Source organism: Marinobacter sediminum, from assembly GCF_023657445.1.
Taxonomy (GTDB): domain Bacteria; phylum Pseudomonadota; class Gammaproteobacteria; order Pseudomonadales; family Oleiphilaceae; genus Marinobacter; species Marinobacter sediminum_A.
On record NZ_JAGTWY010000001.1, the window covers coordinates 2,674,770 to 2,696,821 of the forward strand.

The 22,052-nt window shown below is 58.4% G+C and carries 19 protein-coding genes and 2 riboswitches; of the genes, 6 read left to right on the plus strand and 13 right to left on the minus strand.

The features are described from left to right. The first annotated feature begins 7 nt into the window (after window positions 1-7). Window positions 8-982 (plus strand): metallophosphoesterase, encoded by a 975-nt coding sequence (locus KFJ24_RS12685; RefSeq protein WP_250831462.1) that lies wholly within the window; start codon window positions 8-10, stop codon window positions 980-982. 12 nt (window positions 983-994) lie between these two features. On the opposite strand, the gene KFJ24_RS12690 is transcribed toward KFJ24_RS12685, so the two are convergent. The 12 genes from KFJ24_RS12690 to exaC form a co-directional block, all read right to left on the minus strand. Beyond that, complete coding sequence (locus KFJ24_RS12690) at window positions 995-1,450, minus strand: CDP-archaeol synthase (protein ID WP_250832638.1); 456 nt, start codon at window positions 1,448-1,450, stop codon at window positions 995-997. 85 nt (window positions 1,451-1,535) lie between these two features. After that, window positions 1,536-2,912, minus strand: coding sequence for a class II fumarate hydratase (locus tag KFJ24_RS12695; protein ID WP_250831463.1), 1,377 nt, complete (start codon window positions 2,910-2,912; stop codon window positions 1,536-1,538). A 66-nt stretch (window positions 2,913-2,978) separates the two neighbouring features. Continuing rightward, window positions 2,979-3,263: a hypothetical protein gene (locus tag KFJ24_RS12700; protein ID WP_250831464.1), complete on the minus strand. Its 285-nt coding sequence runs from the start codon at window positions 3,261-3,263 to the stop codon at window positions 2,979-2,981. A gap of 90 nt (window positions 3,264-3,353) precedes the next feature. Beyond that, window positions 3,354-5,108 carry a PAS domain-containing hybrid sensor histidine kinase/response regulator gene (locus KFJ24_RS12705; protein ID WP_250831465.1) on the minus strand — a complete coding sequence of 585 codons (1,755 nt, stop codon included), beginning with the start codon at window positions 5,106-5,108 and terminating at the stop codon, window positions 3,354-3,356. After that, on the minus strand, window positions 5,092-6,255 hold the full coding sequence (gene ercA / locus KFJ24_RS12710) for an alcohol dehydrogenase-like regulatory protein ErcA (protein ID WP_250831466.1): 1,164 nt from the start codon (window positions 6,253-6,255) through the stop codon (window positions 5,092-5,094). Before ercA ends, KFJ24_RS12705 begins: the two co-directional genes overlap by 17 nt. A 44-nt stretch (window positions 6,256-6,299) precedes the next feature. Beyond that, window positions 6,300-8,225: a S9 family peptidase gene (locus KFJ24_RS12715; RefSeq protein WP_250831467.1), complete on the minus strand. Its 1,926-nt coding sequence runs from the start codon at window positions 8,223-8,225 to the stop codon at window positions 6,300-6,302. Further along, window positions 8,191-9,339 (minus strand): pyrroloquinoline quinone biosynthesis protein PqqE, encoded by a 1,149-nt coding sequence (gene pqqE, locus KFJ24_RS12720; protein WP_250831468.1) that lies wholly within the window; start codon window positions 9,337-9,339, stop codon window positions 8,191-8,193. The genes KFJ24_RS12715 and pqqE overlap by 35 nt, the downstream gene beginning before the upstream one ends. Beyond that, on the minus strand, window positions 9,336-9,611 hold the full coding sequence (gene pqqD / locus KFJ24_RS12725) for a pyrroloquinoline quinone biosynthesis peptide chaperone PqqD (RefSeq protein ID WP_434968011.1): 276 nt from the start codon (window positions 9,609-9,611) through the stop codon (window positions 9,336-9,338). The genes pqqE and pqqD overlap by 4 nt, the downstream gene beginning before the upstream one ends. Then, a complete protein-coding gene (gene pqqC / locus KFJ24_RS12730) occupies window positions 9,612-10,367 on the minus strand; it encodes a pyrroloquinoline-quinone synthase PqqC (RefSeq protein WP_250831470.1) in 756 nt (251 codons plus the stop codon). After that, a complete protein-coding gene (pqqB, locus tag KFJ24_RS12735; protein WP_250831471.1) occupies window positions 10,364-11,293 on the minus strand; it encodes a pyrroloquinoline quinone biosynthesis protein PqqB in 930 nt (309 codons plus the stop codon). Before pqqB ends, pqqC begins: the two co-directional genes overlap by 4 nt. A 56-nt stretch (window positions 11,294-11,349) precedes the next feature. After that, window positions 11,350-11,421 (minus strand): pyrroloquinoline quinone precursor peptide PqqA, encoded by a 72-nt coding sequence (gene pqqA / locus KFJ24_RS12740; protein ID WP_007153157.1) that lies wholly within the window; start codon window positions 11,419-11,421, stop codon window positions 11,350-11,352. Between the two features lie 333 nt (window positions 11,422-11,754). Then, window positions 11,755-13,275: an acetaldehyde dehydrogenase ExaC gene (gene exaC / locus KFJ24_RS12745; RefSeq protein WP_250831472.1), complete on the minus strand. Its 1,521-nt coding sequence runs from the start codon at window positions 13,273-13,275 to the stop codon at window positions 11,755-11,757. A 376-nt stretch (window positions 13,276-13,651) separates the two neighbouring features. Next, a riboswitch (guanidine-I (ykkC/yxkD leader) is annotated at window positions 13,652-13,767 on the plus strand. A gap of 61 nt (window positions 13,768-13,828) precedes the next feature. Between exaC and KFJ24_RS12750 the strand changes: the two genes are divergently transcribed. Genes KFJ24_RS12750 through uca form a run of 3 tightly spaced genes read left to right on the plus strand, consistent with a single transcriptional unit; the run spans window position 13,829 to window position 18,830 of the window. Further along, entirely contained in the window at window positions 13,829-14,557 is a 729-nt protein-coding gene (locus KFJ24_RS12750; protein WP_250831473.1) for an urea amidolyase associated protein UAAP1, read from the plus strand. Between the two features lie 17 nt (window positions 14,558-14,574). Further along, window positions 14,575-15,213, plus strand: a complete 639-nt coding sequence (locus KFJ24_RS12755) for an urea amidolyase associated protein UAAP2 (RefSeq protein ID WP_250831474.1) — start codon at window positions 14,575-14,577, stop codon at window positions 15,211-15,213. Next, the gene (gene uca, locus KFJ24_RS12760) at window positions 15,204-18,830 is read left to right on the plus strand and encodes an urea carboxylase (RefSeq protein WP_250831475.1); all 3,627 of its coding nucleotides are present in this window, start codon (window positions 15,204-15,206) and stop codon (window positions 18,828-18,830) included. Before KFJ24_RS12755 ends, uca begins: the two co-directional genes overlap by 10 nt. A gap of 54 nt (window positions 18,831-18,884) precedes the next feature. Here the strand turns inward: uca and KFJ24_RS12765 are convergent, their stop codons facing one another. Then, on the minus strand, window positions 18,885-19,754 hold the full coding sequence (locus KFJ24_RS12765; RefSeq protein WP_250831476.1) for a bile acid:sodium symporter family protein: 870 nt from the start codon (window positions 19,752-19,754) through the stop codon (window positions 18,885-18,887). A gap of 489 nt (window positions 19,755-20,243) precedes the next feature. Continuing rightward, window positions 20,244-20,357, plus strand: a riboswitch (guanidine-I (ykkC/yxkD leader). Window positions 20,358-20,423: 66 nt separating this feature from the next. Between KFJ24_RS12765 and KFJ24_RS12770 the strand changes: the two genes are divergently transcribed. Then, window positions 20,424-21,239, plus strand: a complete 816-nt coding sequence (locus KFJ24_RS12770) for an ABC transporter permease (protein WP_250831477.1) — start codon at window positions 20,424-20,426, stop codon at window positions 21,237-21,239. After that, the gene (locus tag KFJ24_RS12775) at window positions 21,239-22,024 is read left to right on the plus strand and encodes an ABC transporter ATP-binding protein (RefSeq protein ID WP_250831478.1); all 786 of its coding nucleotides are present in this window, start codon (window positions 21,239-21,241) and stop codon (window positions 22,022-22,024) included. The genes KFJ24_RS12770 and KFJ24_RS12775 overlap by 1 nt, the downstream gene beginning before the upstream one ends. Window positions 22,025-22,052 lie beyond the last annotated feature (28 nt).

Consider the following 22,052-nt stretch of genomic DNA (forward strand, 5'->3'; position numbering starts at 1 on the left):
AAAAAATATGACGGCAAGGGCCCGCACACCTGAAAACCAGGATGAGCTTCTGGAATATCGCCTGAGCCTCCGGCTCGGTCCGGTTCATGCCCGTCAGCGCCTGGGCATTGAGCAGGAAGCCGACGCCAGGATCTTCGGCCAGGACCATACCTCATTTCACCTGGAGAATGTGACTACAGCTCCGGGATTTATAAAGTTTTGCCTGAAACTCGTCGGCCTCTTTGGCAGGGCCCAGAACAATAGCCGGCGACTCGACACCGCCCATAACCGCTTCCACCTGACCGATTTGCCCGCCGCTTTTGAAGGATTCCGCATCCTGCATCTGACCGACCTGCATGTCGATATGGACGAAGCAAACCTTCAAGCCCTTATCCGGAAAATTGAGCCGCTGGAGTACGATCTGTGCGTTCTCACCGGTGATTACCGACGCCTGACCTGGGGCCCGGTGGATGACGCCCTGGACGGCATGGCCCGGTTGCGGGATGTTATTCGAGGCAAGGCTTATGCGGTTCTCGGCAATCACGACAGCATCCGCATGGTGCCGGCACTCGAAGATATGGGCTACTCACTGCTGATGAACGAAATGGCGCCCATTGAACATGAGGGCGAACGCATTTTTCTGGCCGGAGTGGATGACGCCCATTTTTACAAGGTGCATAACCTGCATCAGGCCGGGGATAGCATACCGCCAGGTGGCATCAGCATCCTGCTTAGCCACACACCTGAAATATGGCGCGAAGCGGCCCACGCTGGCTACGACATTTTTCTCTGTGGTCACACCCACGGCGGACAGATCTGCCTGCCCGGCGGCATTCCCCTTACCCTGGATTCAGACTGTCCGCGGCGCCTTGGGCGGGGTTACTGGCAGGTCAATGACATGCAGGGCTATACCTCGCCGGGCTCGGGCACTTCTGTGCTCAATGTCAGGCTCAATTGTCCGCCCGAAGTCACCATACACACCCTGACCCGCGGGCCGGAGTAATACTCATTTTTGTCAGTGCGGCTGGCGCCGGATTCCAAGACGGTAAAGCGTCGGTGATATAAAAATGTTCGACACGGTGAACAAAGCAACAATGAAAAACGCCGTCCACCACCCCACCTGCAACCAGAAAACCGCCAGCAGCATAGGCAGAGCCGCTTCCGGAATCTGATCCAGGCCGAGGGCCCTGGAACTCGATCCAAGCCCGAGGCGACGTTTGGTGAAGCTGCTGACCAGGTCACCAAGCAGTCCCAGCAGCCCGAACAGTAGCCCAAACACAAAGCCCAGTCCGGTTATCAGCGAAAACAGGGCACAGGCCAGCGAACCGGACACCAGGCCCCGCCAGGTCTTGCTGGCCCCCAGGACCGGGCGGCCATCCGACCACAAACGACCGCCATCGACCGGCTCACCCCAGTGGCCTTTCAGGATTCTTGAAGCGACAACCGGCGCGCCATTGGCAAGCACTAGCATCACAAACAACTCCAATGATATCAGCAAGCGCTCACCCCCCCCTGCGCAACGGGACCTCATCCAGCCGGCTACCGCCCGCAAGGATTCAGGCGAGTCCACCCCGCGTCAGCTTCAGCGGATCCATCAACTCTTCCAGCCGCTTCCGGCTGAGACCACTTCGTTCTTCGGCCACATCAATAACCGGGCGACCGCTGCCATAAGCCTCCTTGGCAATGTCTGACGCCAGGCTGTAGCCGATCTCCGGGTTCAGCGCGGTAACCAGTACCGGGTTCCGACCAACACCCGCGTCGAGGGTCTCGGCATTCACATTGAAATCCCGGATCGCCTTATCGGCCAGCATGTTCGATGCGTTGCTGAGCAGAGCCGTCATGTCGAGCAGGTTACTTCCGACCAGGGGCAACATGACATTGAGCTGGAAATTACCGGACTGGCCGGCGATGGCGACGGCGCTGTCCAGACCCATCACCTGGGCACCCACCATGGCCACGGATTCCGGAATGACCGGATTTACCTTACCCGGCATGATACTGCTGCCTGGCTGCAGTGCCGGCAGGCTTATTTCTGCAAGTCCGTGAATAGGGCCACTGTTCATCCAGCGCAAATCGTTGGCAATCTTGGTAAGGACGATGGCTACGCCCCTGAGCTGGGAAGACAGGGCCACCGGGCCATCCACCGCGCTTTGTCCGACAAACTTGTGCGCAAGTGAGGTGAACGGGTAACCGGTGTTGGACTTCAGAAATCTGATGAACTGGGCGGCGAATTCCGGTGCAGCATTCACCCCGGTGCCGACGGCAGTGCCGCCCTGAGGCACCGCAAGCAGCTCATCGGCCGTCGCTTCCAGCCGTTTCTCGGCAGCCAGCAACTGTTCCCGCCAGGTCCGGAGTTCCTGACCCAGTGTCACGGGCATCGCATCCATCAAGTGGGTGCGACCGGTTTTGACCTGTTCCGAGAACATGGCTTCGCGTGCATAGATAACGCCACGCAGGTGGGTCAGCGCAGGTATCAGTTGTTGCTTGATGGCAATCACCGAGCTGACATGAATCGCCGTGGGAATCACATCGTTGGAACTCTGGCTCATATTGACGTGATCGTTGGGATTTACCTCAACGCCATGCCTGCCGGCGATGGTGGCAATCACCTCGTTGACATTCATGTTGGTGCTGGTGCCGGAGCCGGTCTGGTACCGGTCTACCGGAAACTGATCGCCATACTCGCCATTAACCAACGCCTGACAGGCATCGGCAATCGCATCCCTGCGCTCATTATCGAGCAACCCGAGACTGGTATTGGCTTCTGCCGCCGCCTGTTTGATATGAGCAACTGCGGCAATGAACGCTTTCGGCATTGACTGGCCGCTGACCGGGAAGTTTTCGACCGCCCTCTGGGTCTGCGCACCCCAGAGCGCGTCGGCAGGTACATGAACCTCACCGAGGCTGTCCTTTTCAGTTCTGTATTCGCTCATGCTTCCTCCTGTCCGTCGGTCGATACATCGGGTCGTGGGCGTTTACGCCAAGGTGAAGGCCTCGTATCAACCACCGTTCTGTGACCTCAGCCGGACATGGTCGCAAACGCCTGTTACCTGTTCAAAGTCCAGAATCAGGGTATGAACGGTATTGGTGTAGGTATCGTGCAAGTGAAACTTGAAACGATGCTGTTTCTCCCCCTGAAGATAGGCATCGTATTCGCGCACAAGTTCCCGCACATCCCCTCCATCATCCTTGGTCCAGGTCGCATTGAACGGGCCAAGCACGGCGCCGCCGGCAAGGCAGATAGTAACTTCGTGGTTAGTCAGGCCGGTTTCGTTAGCACTCATAAAGTAACCTCATCCTGTGATGGCTGTTCAGGATTAAGTGTAGACCGTCACATCGGAATCGCAGGAGGAGCGCAGACGTTACCGCCAGGATCAGGCGGTAGAGAGCAGGCTTGTAAGCAGTGCTCGCAACCGGTTGGGTTTGACCGGTTTGTTCAGGATCGGAAGCTGCTGCGCACGCACCCGACGAAGCATGTCGTCGCTGCGGTCAGCGGTAATCACAGCGGCGGGGACGTCACGACCGAGTTTGCGGCGCACTGCATAGATGGCCTCGCAGCCGGTCAGGTCATTATCAAGGTGGTAGTCGGCCAGAATAACCGATGGCGCCTCATCAGTACCAAGCTCACCCAGCAACGCCAGCGCCCTGGCCTCAGAGGCTGCGGTCAGAACCTGGCAGCCCCAGCGCTGCAACAGCAGTCTCATGCTTTCCAGAACGGCGGGCTCATTATCAATGACCAACACGCGCGCGCCATCAAATCCGCCGTTAAACACATCGACCCCCTCAGGGCGTGCCGGGGGCTGATGAACTGCGACCTGCTCAACGGGCATACAGACCACAAATCTGGAACCATGTCCCGGCCTTGAACTCACGTCGATACCATAGCCAAGGACTCTGATCATGCGCTCAACGATTGCCAGGCCAAGGCCGACACCCTGCCGGCCTCCGGTTCCCTGAGGCAACAACTGGTGGAACTCGGTGAAGATATCCCTGAGTTTGCTCTCCTCAATTCCAACCCCGGTATCCCAGACCTCAATCCGGAGCCTTTCGCCCTGCGTTCGCAAAGCCAGCAGCACACCGCCAGACCGGGTGTAGCGAAAGGCATTGCTCAACAGGTTGCGCACGATACGAATGAGCATGCGATGGTCCGTCTTCACCATGGCAGGCACCGTCCGCACACGGAAATCCAGGCGCGCGTTGGTAGCAACGGCATCAAATTCTTCACCCAGCCCCTTCAGCAGCTCCTCCAGGTCGGTGAAGACCAGGTCTGGCTGCATGGCTTGCTGATCGAGTTTGGAAATATCCAGCAAATCCGCCAGAAGATCTTCAGCCCCCTCAAGGGCCCGATGTACCTGGTGCACCATCCGGCTCTCCTGCTCGGGCAACTGACTGTCCTGCAGGGCTGAAATCATAAGCCGGGCGGCATTTAACGGTTGCAGCAGATCGTGACTGGCCGCCGCGAGGTATTTGTCCTTGCTCCGATTCGCTTCACGGGCCGTCTCCATGGCAAGAACCAGCTCGCGCTCAATCTTTTCCCGCTCTTCAATCTGATAACGCAGGACCACATTGGCATTCTGCAGAGCCTCGGTGCGCTCCTCTACCCTGTGTTCAAGGTCAAGGTTGAGCTGCTCCAGCTTTTGCCGGGCCTGCACCCGCTCGGTGATGTCCGCCACAAAGGCTTCCACCACTTCCGGGCCCAGGTCGGGCCGCCGCAGCAACGTAATTGCCACATAAACCGGGGTTTGATCCGCCCGGCGCAACCGGGTTTCCCGGGCGCTGAGGCTGCCGTTATCAAGCAGTTCCTGACGAACGGCATCGAACTCGGCGGAGCTGAAAAACAGCTGTTCCCGCAGTCGGATCACCCGTTGCTTAAGATCCTCTTCACTGTCGTAACCGCAAATCCGGGCCATGGCCTGGTTGCAGGCCACAAAGCCGCCTCGCAGGTTGGCCTGAAAAATACCGTGAAGGGCGTTCTCGAACAGCCACTTATAACGGTTGCGCTCCTGCTCGAGCTCGTCAATCCGCTCCTGGAGCGCGGGATAATAGTTCTTGCGGACGGACTGTCTTCCCAGACCGAGCAGATCGCCGATTCCATAGCCACTATCCGGTGCATCAGAGGGCTTCTTCATAGACAACCTGTACGTCCCGCAACGACGATTTGCGCGGGTTAGTGAGAATGCACGGGTCCTGAAGAGCAAAGCCAGACAGGTAGGGTATGTCCGAAACCGTCACCCCCAACTGTGCGAGCCTGGCTTCCAGCCCCACTGTCCTCTTCAGTTCGATAATGCGCCCCATCAGTCGCTTCTTGATCTCGGCTTTGCCCATGCCACGGGTATCGATGTCCATCGCCTCCGCCACCCGCCTGAAACGGTCTTCGGCGGAGTTGTAGTTATAAGCCACCACATGCTCCAGAAGCAGTGCATTGCAGAGACCATGAGGCAAATCCAGGAAGCCACCCAGGCTATGGGACATGGCATGAACCGCCCCGAGAATAGCGTTGGAAAAAGCCAGGCCGGCCTGCATGGACGCCAGCATGATCTGTTCCCGCAGGAATGGATCTGCCGTGTTGCTGACCAGTGGTTCAAGGTTTCGATTGATCAGACGGATCGCTTCCAGGGCATGGGTATCTGTAAGCGGACCACTGCCGGTGGACACAAACGCCTCAATGGCATGAACCAGGGCATCCACCCCGGTGCAGGCCGTCAGGTAGGCATCCATGGTTTCCGTCACTTCAGGATCAATCAGGGAGACGTCCGGAACCACCGCCTTGCTGATGATGGAAAATTTGAAACGTCGGTTGGGGTCAGAAATGATCGCAAACTGGGAAACATCCGCCGAGGTGCCCGCCGTGGTCGGAATCAGGATAAGCGGAGGCGACGGATTGGTGATGGTATCCACGCCTTCAAATTCCAGAATGTTCCGCCCGTGGGCCGCAACAATGCCAATACCCTTGGCACAGTCCATGGGGCTGCCACCACCGATGGCAACAATGACATCGCATTCACTGGACTTGTAGAGTTCCGCACCGGTCATTACCTCCTCCACCCTGGGGTTCGGGGAGACACCGGTGAACACCGTCGAGCGGATACCTGCATCGGCCAGCAGAGTGACAATTTCATTAACCCAACCGGCAGCAGACACGCCAGGATCGGAAACCAGAAACACATGGCGTGCACCAAAGTTGCTGGCAAAATTGGCGACCGACTTCCGGGAACCTGCGCCAAACACAATTTCCGGCGAAACAAACTTGCGCAGTGAAGAAATGTCGTGACTCATCGGGATGTACTCGACAGTTTGTTGTTATAGGAATACCCGCGAGTCTAACTCAAGTTATCAGCGCGATCACCGGCCTTCAGGCTATGTTTACGGTAAAAACTGAACAGCCATTCGAGTACCCCGACCTGATTGGCCTGCTGACGAAAACCGTGCCCTTCATCCTCAAACCAGTGCAATTGCACAAGCCCGCCCGCCGCCTGGATGGCAGAGACCATGGCACGGGTCTGTTCCGGTACCACCACCTGATCCCGACCGCCCTGAAAAAAGATCGAAGGGGTCGTAATCGACGCGGCATGATTCATTGGCGTGCGTTCGTGCCAACGCTCCGGGAACGCTTCCGGTGAACCAAGCAACCAATCCAGATAGCCGGATTCAAAGCGATGAGTCATGGCCCGCAACCTCAACGGGTCGGTCACACCGTAAAGGCTGGCACCTCCGGCAAAACGCTCACTCCGGATCATTGCCATCAGGACAGTGTAGCCACCAGAGCTGCGCCCCTGAATGAACACGTTCCGCCTGCTTGCAAGCCGAAGTCCGGACAGGTGATCAGCGGCACGCTCCATGTCTTCCACGTCCGCTTCACCCCAGCGGCCGGCCAACGACATCCGGTAAGCCCGGCCAAACCCGCTACTGCCCCGATAATTCACTTCGGCCACGGCAAAGCCCCGTTGACACCAGAACTGTATCTGGGGGTTGAATACCGGGTAGGCAGCAGACGTTGGTCCCCCATGGGCAATCAGGATCAGCGGAGGTGGCTCATCGCCCGGCGTTTCCGGGCTATAGAAAAAACCGGGGACCGAAAACTCCGCGCCATCACCAGGGAGAGTCTCGAATGGGATCGGCTGGGCGATACGGCGATTGGCCCAGGGCGCTTCCCCGCCAGCCAAAACATCAACCTTCCCGGTTTCGGGATGGATCTGCAGCACAGCGTCCAGAACGTTCGCCGAGCGTGCTATGCAATAAACGTATTCACCACAACTCTGAACGCAACGAAAGTCACTGTATTGCTCCGCCAAACGCACCAGTGCACAAGACCCCCGACGCCTTAGCCAGAGCTCACCGGCACCCTGGCTGTACATCACCCGCGCCCAGCCGCCATGGGGCAAACAGCAGTGATGACTCTCGCCCAACTGCCACGGCGCGTTGGCATGATCGAGAGCAGGTGCATCCCCTTTCAGCCAGACTCCGATGTTGTTATGGACCACAAAACGAAAGGGCTGCCACCAGCCATCGTGATCGGACAGCACCCACAAATCATCACCATCAAACACTGGCTGTTGAACACTGGCATCAATGGGGGCCGACCAGGCGCAGGCATTGCCAAGGACACCCTGCGCATCCAGCTCAGCGGTCCAGAGTGTGGACCGAATCCAGGGCATATCCGGCAACTGCCAGGAGATCCAGGCAATCCGCCGGCCATCGGGAGAAAGCACCGGAGCACCATAAAAATCCTCGCCCTGATGCAGAAGCTCCAGACCACCCTGGTCGTCAACCGCGACCAGCTCCTGTCCCGTCGCCGTTTCACGAACCGCCAGCACGCGCTGACGCCTGGTATCGGGAACCAATCCGCCAAAACAGTCCTGGCCATTCACGGTCAGCACCCGGCTCTGGTTATTCCCCGGATCAAGGCGAACAATCTGCTGCTGTTCGGACACGGCATACAGGCAGCCGGCGCTGGCGCAAAGCGCTCCGCCACCATAGCCATTAACCCGACTGCGCACAGTGAGAGCCCCACCAATCTGGTTGCAGGAACCACTGGCATCCAGCCCGGTAATGACAGATCCGCCCACGGCTGGCTCGTACGTCAGCCAGAAAATACCCTGCTCAGATACCGCGAGTTCACCAAACTGCCGGAGCGCCGACGTGGCCTCCCAGGCTGACAACCAGGACGGAGCGTCACCCGGGGCGCCGACGCTTCCTGAGACCGGGGACTGGTCAGCTCCGGAAGAATAGCCGTGAGTTGTTCGCATTACGGAAAGTCAGCTCCTCAATGCCGGCCGTGGCATGGTCCGCGGCCCTCCTGGCCGCAAGAATCCGATCGTGATGCGGAGATTTGCTGCACACGGGGTCGGCGTTATCGGCGTTGCCGGTGAGCAGGTACGCCTGACAACGGCAACCGCCAAAGTCTTTACCTTTCTCATCACAGGACCGACAGGGTTCCGGCATCCAGCTGTCGCCCCGGTAGTGATTGAATCCGGGACTTTCGTACCAGATGCTTCGGAGATCCATAGTGCGAACGTTCGGGAATTCGATAGGCAAGAGGCGGGCGCTATGACACGGCAGCGCCGTGCCATCGGGGGCCACGGTCAGGAACAGGCTACCCCAGCCATTCATACACGCCTTGGGGCGCTCTTCGTAGTAATCCGGAGTGACGAAGATCAGCTTCATGGCCGAGCCATTGTCATCAAGACGCTGGCGATAGACATTCACCTCATGCTCAGCCTTTTCGAGCTGGGCTTTGGAGGGCATCAGACCTTCCCGGTTCTCAAAGGCCCAGCCGTAGTACTGGCAGGTAGCCAGTTCCACATAGTCAGCTCCCAGCCGTTCACACAGATCCATGATGTCGTTCATCTGATGAATGTTGTGCCGGTGAATGACGAAGTTGAGCACCATGGGGTAGCCGGCTTCCTTCACTGCCCGGGCCATCGCCAGTTTCTGGTCAAAGGCCTTGCGGGAGCCGGCAACCGCATTATTCAGCTCCGGATCTGACGCCTGGAAACTGACCTGAATGTGGTCCAGCCCGGCCTCGGCAAACGCTTCAACCTTGGCCTCATTCAGGCCCAGACCAGACGTAATCAGATTGGTGTAATACCCCAGCTGTCGTGCCTCTGTGATCAGCTCTGGCAAATCCTGCCGCACCAGCGGTTCGCCGCCGGAGAAACCCAGCTGGGCGGCGCCCATGGCGCGGCCCTGTCGCAGAACGCTCACCCACTCTTCCGTCGTCAGCTCGCTTTCGGTCTGGGCAAAATCCAGCGGATTTGAACAATAGGGGCACTGCAATGGGCAGCGGTAGGTCAGCTCCGCCAGCAGCCAGAGCGGCGGTCCAATACCGGGGGGAGTCTGTTTGCTTTCGGGAACGGTCATGTCAGTTCAATCCAGTGCTGTTTCTCCACATCCTGAAGAAAGTCGACAACGTCCTGACTCAGCGAGCCCGCATCCGGGAACTGCTGCTCCAGCGACGATACGATATCGGCAACGCTGCGTTGGCCATCCACTTCATTGAGGATGGCGCCGGCACTGCCATTGAGCTTTACCATGCCTTCCGGATACAGCAGGACATAGGACTCCTGGGCAGGCTCCCACTGAAACCGGAAACCACGGCGGAATCGGGGGGTCCGGGCCATCAAGGTCTCCATTTACAACCCCCGGTGCCAGACTTGTTGATCGGTGACGGTGTGGAACGGCGGCGTCTGATGCATGTAGGCCATCGTCAGCGCATCCAGCATCGACCACAGGATATCCAGCTTGAATTGCAGTATTTCCAGTGCCCGCGATTGCTGCCCCGCTGTGGTGAAATGGTCCAGGGTAATCGACAAACCATGTTCTACATCCCGGCGGGCCTCAGACAGGCGCTTGCGGAAATAGCTGTAGCCGCCTTCCTCGATCCAGGGGTAGTGCTGGGGCCAGCTATCCAGGCGGGACTGGTGAATTTCCGGAGCAAATAACTCGGTCAGTGACGAACAGGCAGCCTCCTGCCAGGTCGCCCTGCGGGCAAAGTTCAGGTAGGCGTCAACCGCGAACCGGACACCCGGCAATACATGGCGCTGGTCAATAACTTCTTCCCGGGTCAGCCCCACGGCTTCGGCAAGACTCAACCAGGCCTCGATGCCCCCTTCATCGCCATCATGGCCGTCGTGATCCAGGATCCGCTGCAACCAGAGCCGGCGCACATTCGCATCAGGGCAGTTGGCCATGATGGCCGCGTCTTTCTGGGGAATCTTTATCTGGTAGTAATACCGGTTTGCCACCCAGCCGCGAATCTGCTCCGGCGTACATTGCCCGCCATACATGGCTTTATGGTACGGGTGATGAATGTGATAGAAGCGGCCCTTGTCCCGCAGGGACTGCTCAAAGTCCTCGCGGTTCATGGCGGTATTGGCAATGGCGTTCATGGCTGCCCCGACAAATCGATGTGCATCCCGTCCCAGGAAACCTCAATGCCGTGCTGCGACAGCTCCGCGCGCTCCGGGGAATCCTCGTTCAGGATCGGGTTGGTGTTATTGATATGAATAAGAACCTTGCGACTGGCCGGCATGGCGTCCAGTACCTCGATCATGCCGCCCGGGCCACTCTGGGCCAGATGCCCCATGGCCTGACCGGTTTTGGTTCCCACTTCCTGACGAATCATTTCATCGTCGTGCCAGACGGTACCGTCGACCAGCAACACATCCGCCTTTTTCATCCAGGCCAGAATGCGCTCGTCGGGCTCACCCAGCCCTGGTGCGTAGAGCACCTTCTGTCCGGTGCGGGTGTCTTCCAGAAAAATACCGATATTGTCACCCGGATGGGGGTTATCCCGGCGCGGCGAATAGGGGGGTGCGTTGCTCAGCAGCGGGATCGCCGTCAGCTGTATCGAAGGTGCACACGGGATAGCAAACGACGCCTGTTCAGACGCTTCGATCTGCCGCCAGTTAAGGCCACCGTTCCAGTGTTTGAGCATGGTGAACAGTGGAAAACCGCCACTCAGGTCTTCATGAACCTGCTCGGTGCACCATACGTCCATCGGAAGACCTTCGCGGAGGGACAGCAACCCAGTGGTGTGGTCTACCTGACTGTCCATCAGCAGGATGGCATCAATCCCCGTGTCTCGAAGAGTGCGTGCTGGCTGCATTGCTGCAAAAGAAGCCAACTGGGCACGGATATCCGGGGAGGCATTAAACAGAATCCAGTGTTCGCCATCTTCACTGACAGCAATAGAGGATTGGGTACGGGCCCTGGCATTCAGGCTTCCTTCTCGGAAACCGTTGCAGTTGGCGCAATTGCAATTCCACTGGGGAAAGCCACCGCCGGCGGCGGAGCCAAGGACGTGAATCTGCATTGGAAGAACTCCGGAACGAAAACGGCCAGCAATGGATCGCTGGCCGTTTTGTTTTCTCAGCGGTTGGCGAAGTACATAGTGACTTCAAATCCGATCCGCAGATCTTCATAAGCTGGTTTGGTCCACATAATGCTCACCTCTTGTCGTCGTTGTTAGGCATTGATGGTGCATTATCAGTCTAGCCGATAATTCACTTGTCATCCTAGCGATGGTAATCCGGGCCCCATATGCTACTTTCGCACTGTTTTTAGGAGTCCCAAAGACCCAGACCGCAACTCACCCGGGTTCGTTCCCGCCCCAAACAAAAAAAGGCCCTGGGAAGGGCCTGAATAGAGTGACAATAAACCCAGAAGCTCCCGCAGGAGGCCCCCGGCCAGACGCCGGGGAAATGAAGGCGCACATCCGCTGTGCTGACTCACATACGAGCCCGTGTGGATGGGCTCGGTTGCTGCTTTTTCGGATCAGAAGAAGCCCAGAGGGTTGATGTCGTAGCTGGTCAGCATGCACTTGGTCTGCTGGTAATGCTCCAACGCCATCTTATGGGTCTCGCGACCAACACCGGACTTCTTGTAGCCACCGAAGGCCGCATGTGCCGGATAGGCGTGGTAGCAGTTCATCCATACCCGACCCGCCTGGATGTTCCGACCCATGCGATAGGCGAGATTGGTATCGCGGGTCCAGACGCCGGCACCGAGACCAAACTCGGTGTCGTTGGCGATGGCCAGAGCTTCTTCTTCGGTCTTGAAGGTAGTCACACCTACCACCGGCCCGAAAATTTCTTCCTGGAAGACACGCATCTTGTTGTCGCCCTTGAACAGGGTCGGCTGGATGTAGAAACCGTTATTGAACTCTTCACCAAGGTCCTCACGGTCACCACCGGTCAGCACCACAGCGCCCTCTTCCTTACCAATCGCCAGGTAGGACATGATCTTGTCGAACTGCTCCTTACTGGCCTGCGCACCTACCTGCACATCGGTATCGAGCGGGTTGCCGCGCTTGATCGACTTCGTGCGCTCAACGACTTTCTGCATGAACTCTTCAAACATGTCTTCCTGCACCAGCGCCCGCGACGGACAGGTACAGACCTCACCCTGGTTAAAGAACGCCAGAACCAGACCTTCCACACACTTGTCGACGAATTCCGGCTCGGCCTTCATAACGTCCGAGAAGTAGATGTTCGGAGACTTGCCCCCCAGCTCAACAGTCGAGGGAATGATGTTTTCCGCAGCGCACTTGAGAATGTGAGAGCCAACCGGGGTGGAGCCGGTAAAGGCAATCTTGGCGATGCGCTTGCTCGAAGCCAGGGCCTGACCGGCTTCAATGCCATAACCGTTCACGATGTTGAGCACGCCCGGCGGCAGCAGATCACCGATGATTTCCATCAGCACCAGAATGCTGGCAGGCGTTTGTTCAGCCGGCTTGAGCACGGTGCAGTTACCGGCAGCCAGACAGGGGCCCAGCTTCCAGGCCGCCATCAGCACCGGGAAGTTCCAGGGAATGATCTGTCCAACCACGCCCAGCGGCTCGTGGAAATGGTACGCCACGGTGTTGTGGTCGATTTCACCCATATGACCTTCCTGGGCACGCAGGCAGCCAGCGAAGTAGCGGAAGTGGTCCGCCGCCAACGGGATGTCCGCATTCAGGGTTTCACGAACGGCCTTGCCGTTATCCCAGGTTTCCGCAACCGCGAGCTTCTCAAGGTTGGCCTCGATGCGGTCCGCAATTTTCAACAGAATGTTGGAGCGCTCGGTGGGTGAGGTCTTGCCCCAAGCCGGTGCGGCCTTATGGGCGGCGTCCAGCGCCACGTCAATGTCTTCGGCGGTGGATCGGGGAATTTCACAGATTACATCACCAGTTACGGGTGTAATGTTTTCGAAATACTGACCTTTCACCGGGGCAACCCACTCGCCACCAATGTAGTTTTCGTAACGGGATTTGAAAGAAACGACGGAGCCATCCTTTCCTGGTTGTGCGTAGATCATGATGTCGACCTCTTGTTGTGTTTATCGCAGGGCAACGCGGCCTTTCGCGCTTACTCGTTCAATGTAGACCCCAAACCGGGATAGTTGAATGATGCGATGGAGGCGAAAAACTCCTCCCTTGGTAGTAGATGACCTGAAGGCACCGGCAGGGTTGCCTTCAGCACCAGACCGACGACAATTAAATTTTGCACAGACAACGCGCCAAAACTTGCACTGAATTAGTGCAATCGCCCTATGAGCAGGCAGCAGTTCTTTAGACTAAAAAATTAAAGTCAAACAAAACAGTTAGTTATTGAACTGGCATGGACTCTGCTAATCATTCATGACGCAGCGAGAAGTCGGTTACTGAAACCACAATCAAAGCGCGACAATCTGACAAATGGTCGACTAGGGTTCCGGCCTGCCCTCCCCCCGACAGGGGAAAGCAGGTGACTGGTCCGAGAGTTGACGGCCTTTTCCAAGGCTACACGGCGGGACAAAAGCCCGGGAGGATCGTTCAGTTACTGACGCCTCTCGTGTTTTAGAAAACACTCCCAGCCATGAGGAAAAGGTTATGTTGCAATCTGCAGCCCCCCTCTACGACGATCTGATTCCCGGCGGATCCCACTGGTCTTTCGTTATGCGCCGCGGCCATGTGCTGCGCCTGATTGATGAGACCGGCGGGACCAACGTCGGCATGTTGATGTACAACCCCGAGAACCCCCTCGAGCGGTACAACATGCCGGACACCCTGAAGAACCAGCACACCTTTCTGCTGACCAGCGGTCACGTTCTGCTTTCCGACATGGGCCGGGTCTTCGCCTCCATCATTCGCGATGACCTGGGCTGGCACGATACAGTCAGCGGTACCTGTAACGCCGATTTGGTCGAGCAGCGCTGGGGCCAGAAGACCTATCAGGAAGCCCACAATCATTATCACCGCAACGGGTTTTCCAGCTTCCTGAACGAACTGGCCAAGTACGGTCTGGGCAAGAAAGACCTGACCGCCAACCTGAACTGGTTCAGCAAGGTCAAAACCGACGACGACGGCAACATGGCGTATGTCAGCGATCACTCACACGCTGGCGCCACCGTGGACCTTCGCTTTGAAATGGACACCATTGTGGTGTTGCACACCTGCCCGCACCCGCTGAACACGGCCTCTGACTATCCGAGCCACCCTTTGCGGTATCAGCTCTTCAAGGCGGCACCGGTCACCGATGCCGACCCTTGCAAGATCTCGTCGCCGGAGGCCACCCGCGCCTTCGCCAATACTGCCCTGTATCACATGATGCAGTCCTGATCGCGAGGAGGCCGGACATGATTAAACAAAGCATATTGAAGCCAGAGAACGCCAGCTTCCGCGAGACAGTACCCGCGGGCGAGTATTTCCTGAAAATTGTGAAAGCAGGCGAAACCGTTCGTATCCTCGACCTGGAAGGCAACCAGGCTGCGGATACCCTGTTCTACAACGCCCACAACCCGACCGAGCGTTACAGCGCGGTGGACACCATCCGCGAGCAGGGCAATGTCTACCTGACCGCCGGCTCAAAGCTGAGGTCCTCTGAAAACAACGTCATGCTGGAGATCACCGCTGATACCTGTGGCCGCCACGACACCCTCGGCGGTGCCTGCGCCGCAGAAAGCAACACCACCCGCTATGCCCTGGAAAAGAAGTGCATGCACGCCTGCCGCGACAGCTGGCTGGTGGCGGTCACCGAGCATGAAGAGCTGGGCATGACCAAGCGGGACATTACCCACAACATCAACTTCTTCATGAACGTGCCGGTCACCTCTGACGGCGGCCTGACCTTCGCCGACGGCATTTCTGACGCCGGCAAATACGTAGAGCTGAAGGCCGAGATGGATGTGCTGGTGATGATTTCCAATTGCCCGCAACTGAACAACCCGTGTAATGCCTACAACCCGACGCCGATCGAGGTGCTGGTATGGAGCTGAACGGGACATTCAACAAGGTTCTGATCGCCAACCGCGGTGCCATTGCCTGCCGGGTGGTCCGAACCCTGCGGACCATGGGCATCACCTCGGTGGCGGTTTATGCCGAGGCAGACGCCGACTCGCTGCACGTGCGCCAGGCGGACGAGGCGTATTCACTGGGCGAAGGTTCAGCTGCGACCACCTATCTGGATCAGGACAAGCTGTTCGAAGTCATCGGCAAGAGCGGCGCCGGCGCCATCCACCCGGGCTACGGCTTTCTCAGTGAGAATGCCGATTTTGCCCGCCGTTGTGAGTCTGAGGGCGTTGTCTTTCTGGGGCCAACACCGGAGCAGATGGAGGAGTTCGGCCTGAAGCACACAGCCCGGGCGCTCGCCGAACAGGCCGGTGTCCCCCTGCTTCCAGGTACCGGCTTGCTGACCGATCTGGATGACGCCCTGTCCGCCGCCGAGACCATTGGCTACCCGGTCATGCTGAAAAGCACCGCCGGCGGTGGCGGTATCGGTATGTCACGCTGCTACAGCGCTGAGGATCTGAGCAAGAGTTTCGAGTCGGTACAGCGTCTGAGCCAGAACAACTTCAGCAACAATGGTGTGTTCCTGGAAAAATTTGTCGAGCACGCCCGCCACATTGAGGTCCAGCTGTTCGGCAACGGCAAGGGCGCGGTTGCCGCTCTCGGTGAGAGGGACTGCTCGGCCCAGCGCCGCAACCAGAAGGTAATTGAAGAGGCCCCTGCGCCGGGCCTGGCCGACGATGTCCGTGAGCGCATGCATACCACAGCCCGCAAGCTGGGCGAGAGCATTGCCTATCGCAGTGCCGGCACGGTGGAATTCATCTACGATCCGGACACCACCGAGTTCTACTTCCTGGAAGTGAATACCCGCTTACAGGTGGAACACGGGGTTACCGAGCAGGTTTACGGTGTCGACATCGTAAGCTGGATGGTGCAACTGGGGGGCGGCACCCTGCCCGATCTGACAAAGCTTGCCGACGAGCTGAAACCGGCTGGCCACGCCATTCAGGTGCGGATTTACGCGGAAGATCCGAACAAGGATTTTCAGCCCAGCGCCGGGCTGTTAACCAACGTCAGGTGGCCCGAGGATGACGGCCTGCGCATTGATCACTGGATCCAGCCGGGAACGGAAATATCACCACTGTTCGACCCGATGCTGGCCAAGGTCATTGTTCATGAGCCGGACCGCGAATCGGCCCGTCAGAAACTGATGACCGCCCTGGATGACAGTCAACTCTATGGCATAGAAACCAACCTGAGGTATGTTCGTCAGGTGCTGGACGACCCGCGCTTCATCGAAGGCCGTCTGTTCACCCGCACGCTCAATGAGCTTGTTTACAGCCCCGCCACCGTGGATGTCCTCAGCGGCGGTACCATGACCACGGTCCAGGACTACCCCGGCCGGATCGGTTACTGGGAGATCGGCGTACCGCCCTCCGGGCCGTTTGACAGCTATTCTTTCCGTCTGGGTAATCGCCTTCTGGGTAACGAGGAAGGCGCTCCCGGTCTGGAAATTACCCTGAAAGGACCGACCCTGGTTTTCAACCGGGCGACCCAGATTGTCCTGACCGGCGCCGAACTCAAGGCCAGCCTGAACGATGAACCCATTGCCTTCTGGCAGGTGCTGGATGTGCCCGCCGGTGGCACCCTAAAGCTGGGCGCCACGAGCGAAGGCGGTGCCCGGGCCTATGTGTTATTCCGTGGCGGCCTGGACTGCCCGGAATACCTGACCTCCTGCAGCACCTTCACCCTGGGTCAGTTTGGCGGCCATTGCGGCCGCGCCTTGCGAGCCGGCGATGTACTCGCTCTGCCGGATGCCGAATCGGTCGCAGCCTCGGCCATGCCCGCAGACCTGAAGCCTGCCATCGGTAAGACCTGGCAGTTGCACGTCACCTATGGCCCCCATGGAGCGCCGGATTATTTCACCGAGCAGGACATCGAAACCTTCTTCGACAGCGAGTGGGAGATTCACTACAACTCCAGCCGAACCGGCGTGCGCCTGATCGGGCCGAAACCGGAATGGGCGCGCAGTGACGGTGGCGAGGCGGGCATGCATCCGTCCAACATCCATGACAACGCCTATGCGGTGGGTACGGTGGACTTCACCGGAGACATGCCTGTGATTCTTGGCCCGGATGGCCCGAGCCTGGGAGGCTTCGTCTGCCCGGTGACGGTCATCAGCGCCGACCTGTGGAAGCTGGGCCAGCTCAAGGCCGGCGACAAGGTGCAGTTTGTGCCGGTCAGCCAGGATCAGGCCGTGGCCCTGCGGCACGCACTGGACGAATCCGTTTCCACACTCACGGCAGCAACCGCAAGCATTGAGCCCATCCAGCCGGACACGCCCATTCTGGCATCACTGAGCAGCGAGCAACACGAAACCGGCGTGATCTATCGTGCCGCTGGCGACAATTATGTGCTGGTGGAATATGGCCCCATGGAGCTGGACATCCGCCTGCGCTTCCGGGCCCATGCACTGATGCTCTGGCTCCGGGAGCAGCATCATGATGCCATCCTGGAACTTACACCCGGCATCCGCTCCCTCCAGGTCCATTACGACAGCCAGAAACTGAACCAGCGCGTCCTGCTGGACCTGCTGATCAGTGCCGAGAAGGAGCTGGAACAGCAGCCGGAGTGGGACGTGCCCGCCCGTATCGTGCATCTGCCCCTCTCCTGGGATGACGAGGCCTGTCACACCGCCATCCAGAAGTACATGCAGTCGGTGCGCAAAGACGCGCCCTGGTGCCCGAGCAACCTGGAATTCATTCGTCGCATCAACGGCCTCGAAAGTATCGACGAGGTCAAAAGGACACTGTTTGAGGCGACTTACCTGGTAATGGGCCTTGGCGATGTTTACCTGGGCGCGCCGGTGGCAACACCTCTGGATCCTCGCCACCGCCTGGTCACCACCAAGTACAATCCGGCCCGGACCTGGACAGCCGAGAACTCCGTTGGCATCGGCGGTGCCTACCTGTGCATCTACGGCATGGAGGGCCCGGGTGGTTACCAGTTTGTCGGCCGTACCCTGCAGATGTGGAATCGTTACCGCACCACCGAGTTCTTCGAAGAGGGCAAGCCCTGGCTGCTGCGTTTCTTCGACCAGGTTCGCTTCTACGAGGTGAGTGCGGACGAGCTGCAACAGATCCGACGCGACTTCCCGAACGGTGATTACCCGATCCGGGTCGAGGAGACCCGGTTTAACCTGAAGGATTACGAGAGCTTCCTCGCGGATAACGACGACGAAATCCGCGAGTTCACTGGCAAGCGCCAGCACGCCTTTGATGAGGAGCTGCAACGCTGGATCGAATCCGGCCAGATCAACTTCAGCTCCGAAGCGCCAATGGAGGACACTGGCGAAGACGACATCACCAACCTGCCCGAAGGCCAGCATGCCGTGGAAAGTCACGTAGCAGGCAATCTATGGGAGTGCCTGGTGAAAGCCGGCGACACCATCGAGGCCCAGCGACCGGTGGCGATCATCGAGTCGATGAAGATGGAAATTGAATTGCTGAGCCCGGTGAGTGGTCGCGTGGTCGACGTGCGCCGGGAAGCAGGCCAGGCTGTTTCGCCAGGCACACCGGTGGTGATTGTCGAAGAAATAATCGAGTGATACCAACAGCCAGAGCAAACAACAGGCGCCGCTTTTCAGCGGCAGCTCTGGCGGTTACCGGGGAACCGGAACCAGTCGTCGGCCCATGGCAATCAGTATGCAGCCGAAGCCATACATCAGCACACTATAAACCACGGCTGGTATCGACATCTCACTGGATTCGAGCAGGGTAAGCGCAACCATCAGGGCAATGGTGCCGTTCTTGATACCGAGTTCCACGGCAATCGCCAGGGACTCTCGCTGGGACAATCCTGCCAGACGACTAACGCCCAGACCGATGGCAACACCAAACAGGTTCAGCAGGAAGGCAGCCGGTCCTGCCTGTGACAACAATTCAGGCAACCGTTCCCGTGATCCCCATAACAGGGCAATAATCAGAAACAACAGCACCACGCCACCGAAGATACTGACAACACCCTCGGCTTTTTGCGCTTTCGCTGGCGCCCTCGTGCGGATAAACATGCCAATGGCTACCGGCAGCAGCACGATCACCAACAGCATGGCGATGGTCTTGCCGACCGGCAAGGAGATATTCGCGGCCTCGCCAAAGTGCATCTGCAGGGCGTAGTTGGTGAAAAAAGGCAGTGTAACTATGGTAATCAGGCTGGCCGACACCGTCAGCAGGATGGACAGGGCTATATGGCCACGCGCAAGGAGCACGAAGAGATTAGACGTGGTGCCACCGGGACAAGCCGCAATGATGACCAGCCCTACCGCCAGCGCCGGTACCAGCCCCAGGGTGGCGGCAATGGCAAAGGCAACCAGGGGCATCAGCAGGATCTGGGCAATGGTGCCTACTACGATGCTTCGGGGGTTGCGCGTTACCTGGCCGAAATCCCGAAGAGTCAGGGTCAGACCAATGCCAACCATGATGATGAACAGAGAGATTGGCAAGCCGATCGAAATCAGCGGACTGGACTCCACGTTGAAACTCCTCGTTATTGTTGTTTGTTGAGACCAGGCCCCGGCCCGGAAAGCGACGACATGATGACTTGACGTTTATCATGCCCAGCGGCACAAGCCTAGCAGTCTAGTCGAAAGATCGGCAGTAGAATGTAAACGATTTGACAGTCTTACGGGCGAGACCTTGCCTGGCAGCTTTGCCCACCAAGTTTTCAGGATCAGCTAAATGGGAATTTCGCCTGAATGCTTGATTCTCTGCATCGGGATTTCAGTCTTGACGCTTTGGACGCCGGCGCAGGACCGGTTGGCGCGCAAGGCGCAGTAACAGTGCGCCCCAAATATTCGCGCCCCCCCATGGTGCAGGGTTTTTTCCAGACAATGCCCTGAACGGCACCTTACCCGGCGATTCTGCAAAGGTGGCACGGCCCCTGCAACGGTCAGGCCAGACGGTTTTCAAAACCATTATCCGTTCACAGCAACACCGCAAACCGTGCGGCGCACACGACGGAAAAAATGGGTGACTAGGGTTCCGATCCAGGCAGATCTTCACCACCTGCCCGGGTGACTGGTCCGAGAGTTACCGACCTCTGGGAGGTTACACGGCGGGACAAAAGCCCGGGAGACTGAATCGCACGCGATTGCGTTGTCTGCGATCACCAAGCCGTGTTGTGTGGCCAGAGGAGAAGTCTTATGCGACTGATTAACCGCCATCCAGGGCGAGTCTCAGCGACCCTGCTGGGCCTGCTGCCCTTCCTGCTTATCATGCTGGTTTACAGCCTCGCCTCTCAGGAACGACTGGCTGAAAACCCCAACGACAAACTGCTACCCGGTCTTGAACAGATGACGGCTGCCGTCGACCGCATGGCGTTCCAGGAGGACCGACGCAGTGGTGATTTCCTGATGTGGCAGGACACCACCTCCAGCCTTGCGCGTCTTGGCATGGGCGTTGGCATTGCCGCCCTGCTGGCGCTGTTCGTGGGCCTTCTCAACGGGGTGCTGCCAATGGTCCGCGCCAACATGGCTCCACTGGTCTCCGCACTGTCCATGGTGCCACCCCTGGCGATACTGCCTATACTTTTCATTGTTTTCGGACTCGGCGAACTGTCCAAGGTGATGCTGATTGTAATCGGCACTGCTCCGATCATGATGCGGGATGTTGCCCAGCGTGTGCGGGAGCTGCCCACCGAGCAACTGATCAAGATACAGACACTGGGCGCAAACTCCTGGCAGGTCATTACCCGCATGGCCCTGCCCCAGGTGATGCCCCGGCTGATCGACGCGGTGCGACTGAGTCTTGGACCAGCCTGGCTGTTCCTGATTGCGGCAGAAGCCATCGCCTCAACCGAAGGCCTGGGTTACCGGATCTTCCTGGTACGCCGCTATCTCGCCATGGATGTCATCCTGCCTTACGTTATCTGGATTACTATCCTCGCCATCGTCATCGACCAGTGTCTGCGCTTTACCAATCGCAGGCTGTTCCCATGGTACAACGCAGGAGGCCACTGATGAGCTTCATTACCGTCAACAAACTCTGGAAGGAATATGGCGACCAGGTCGTACTGGAGAACCTGAACCTGGAGGTGAAACAGGGAGAATTCTGCACCCTCGTGGGCGCTTCCGGCTGCGGCAAGTCCACCTTCCTGAAGATGCTTCTCGGTCAGGAAAGCGCCAGCCGAGGCGAGTTTCTTCTGGATGGTGAGGTATTCCCGGGCGAACCCGATCGCAATCGGGGCATCGTATTCCAGCGCTACTCAGTGTTTCCACATCTAACGGTTCGCCAGAATGTGCTGCTGGGGTTGGAGCTGGAGCAGAAACCCTTGCTGGGCAAGCTGTTCGGCAGTGCTCGGCGGGAGGCGCTGGAAAGAGTGGACGCCATGCTGGATTCAGTCGGACTGAGTCCATCCGCCCACAAATGGCCCCACGAACTTTCCGGCGGTATGCAGCAACGACTCGCAATCGCACAGTCGCTGATCATGCGCCCCCGTGTCCTGTTGCTGGATGAACCCTTCGGCGCCCTTGATCCCGGTATTCGCGGCGACATGCATGAGCTGTTGCTGAAGCTTTGGCAGGAAACAGGCACGACCATTTTCATGGTGACCCACGATCTCAAGGAAGGCTTCTACCTGGGCACACGACTGCTGGTCTTCGACAAGGTTCGCAACGACCCACACGACCCGCAGGCGTTTGGCGCAACCATTACCTACGACCTGCCGATTGGTCATACGGATCGCAAGCTGCTCGACGACATCAACCAGTCAGTCCGTGAGACAGCCCGTAACCAGGCCGCATGACCCGGACAACACCCATCAAAAAAGGTCG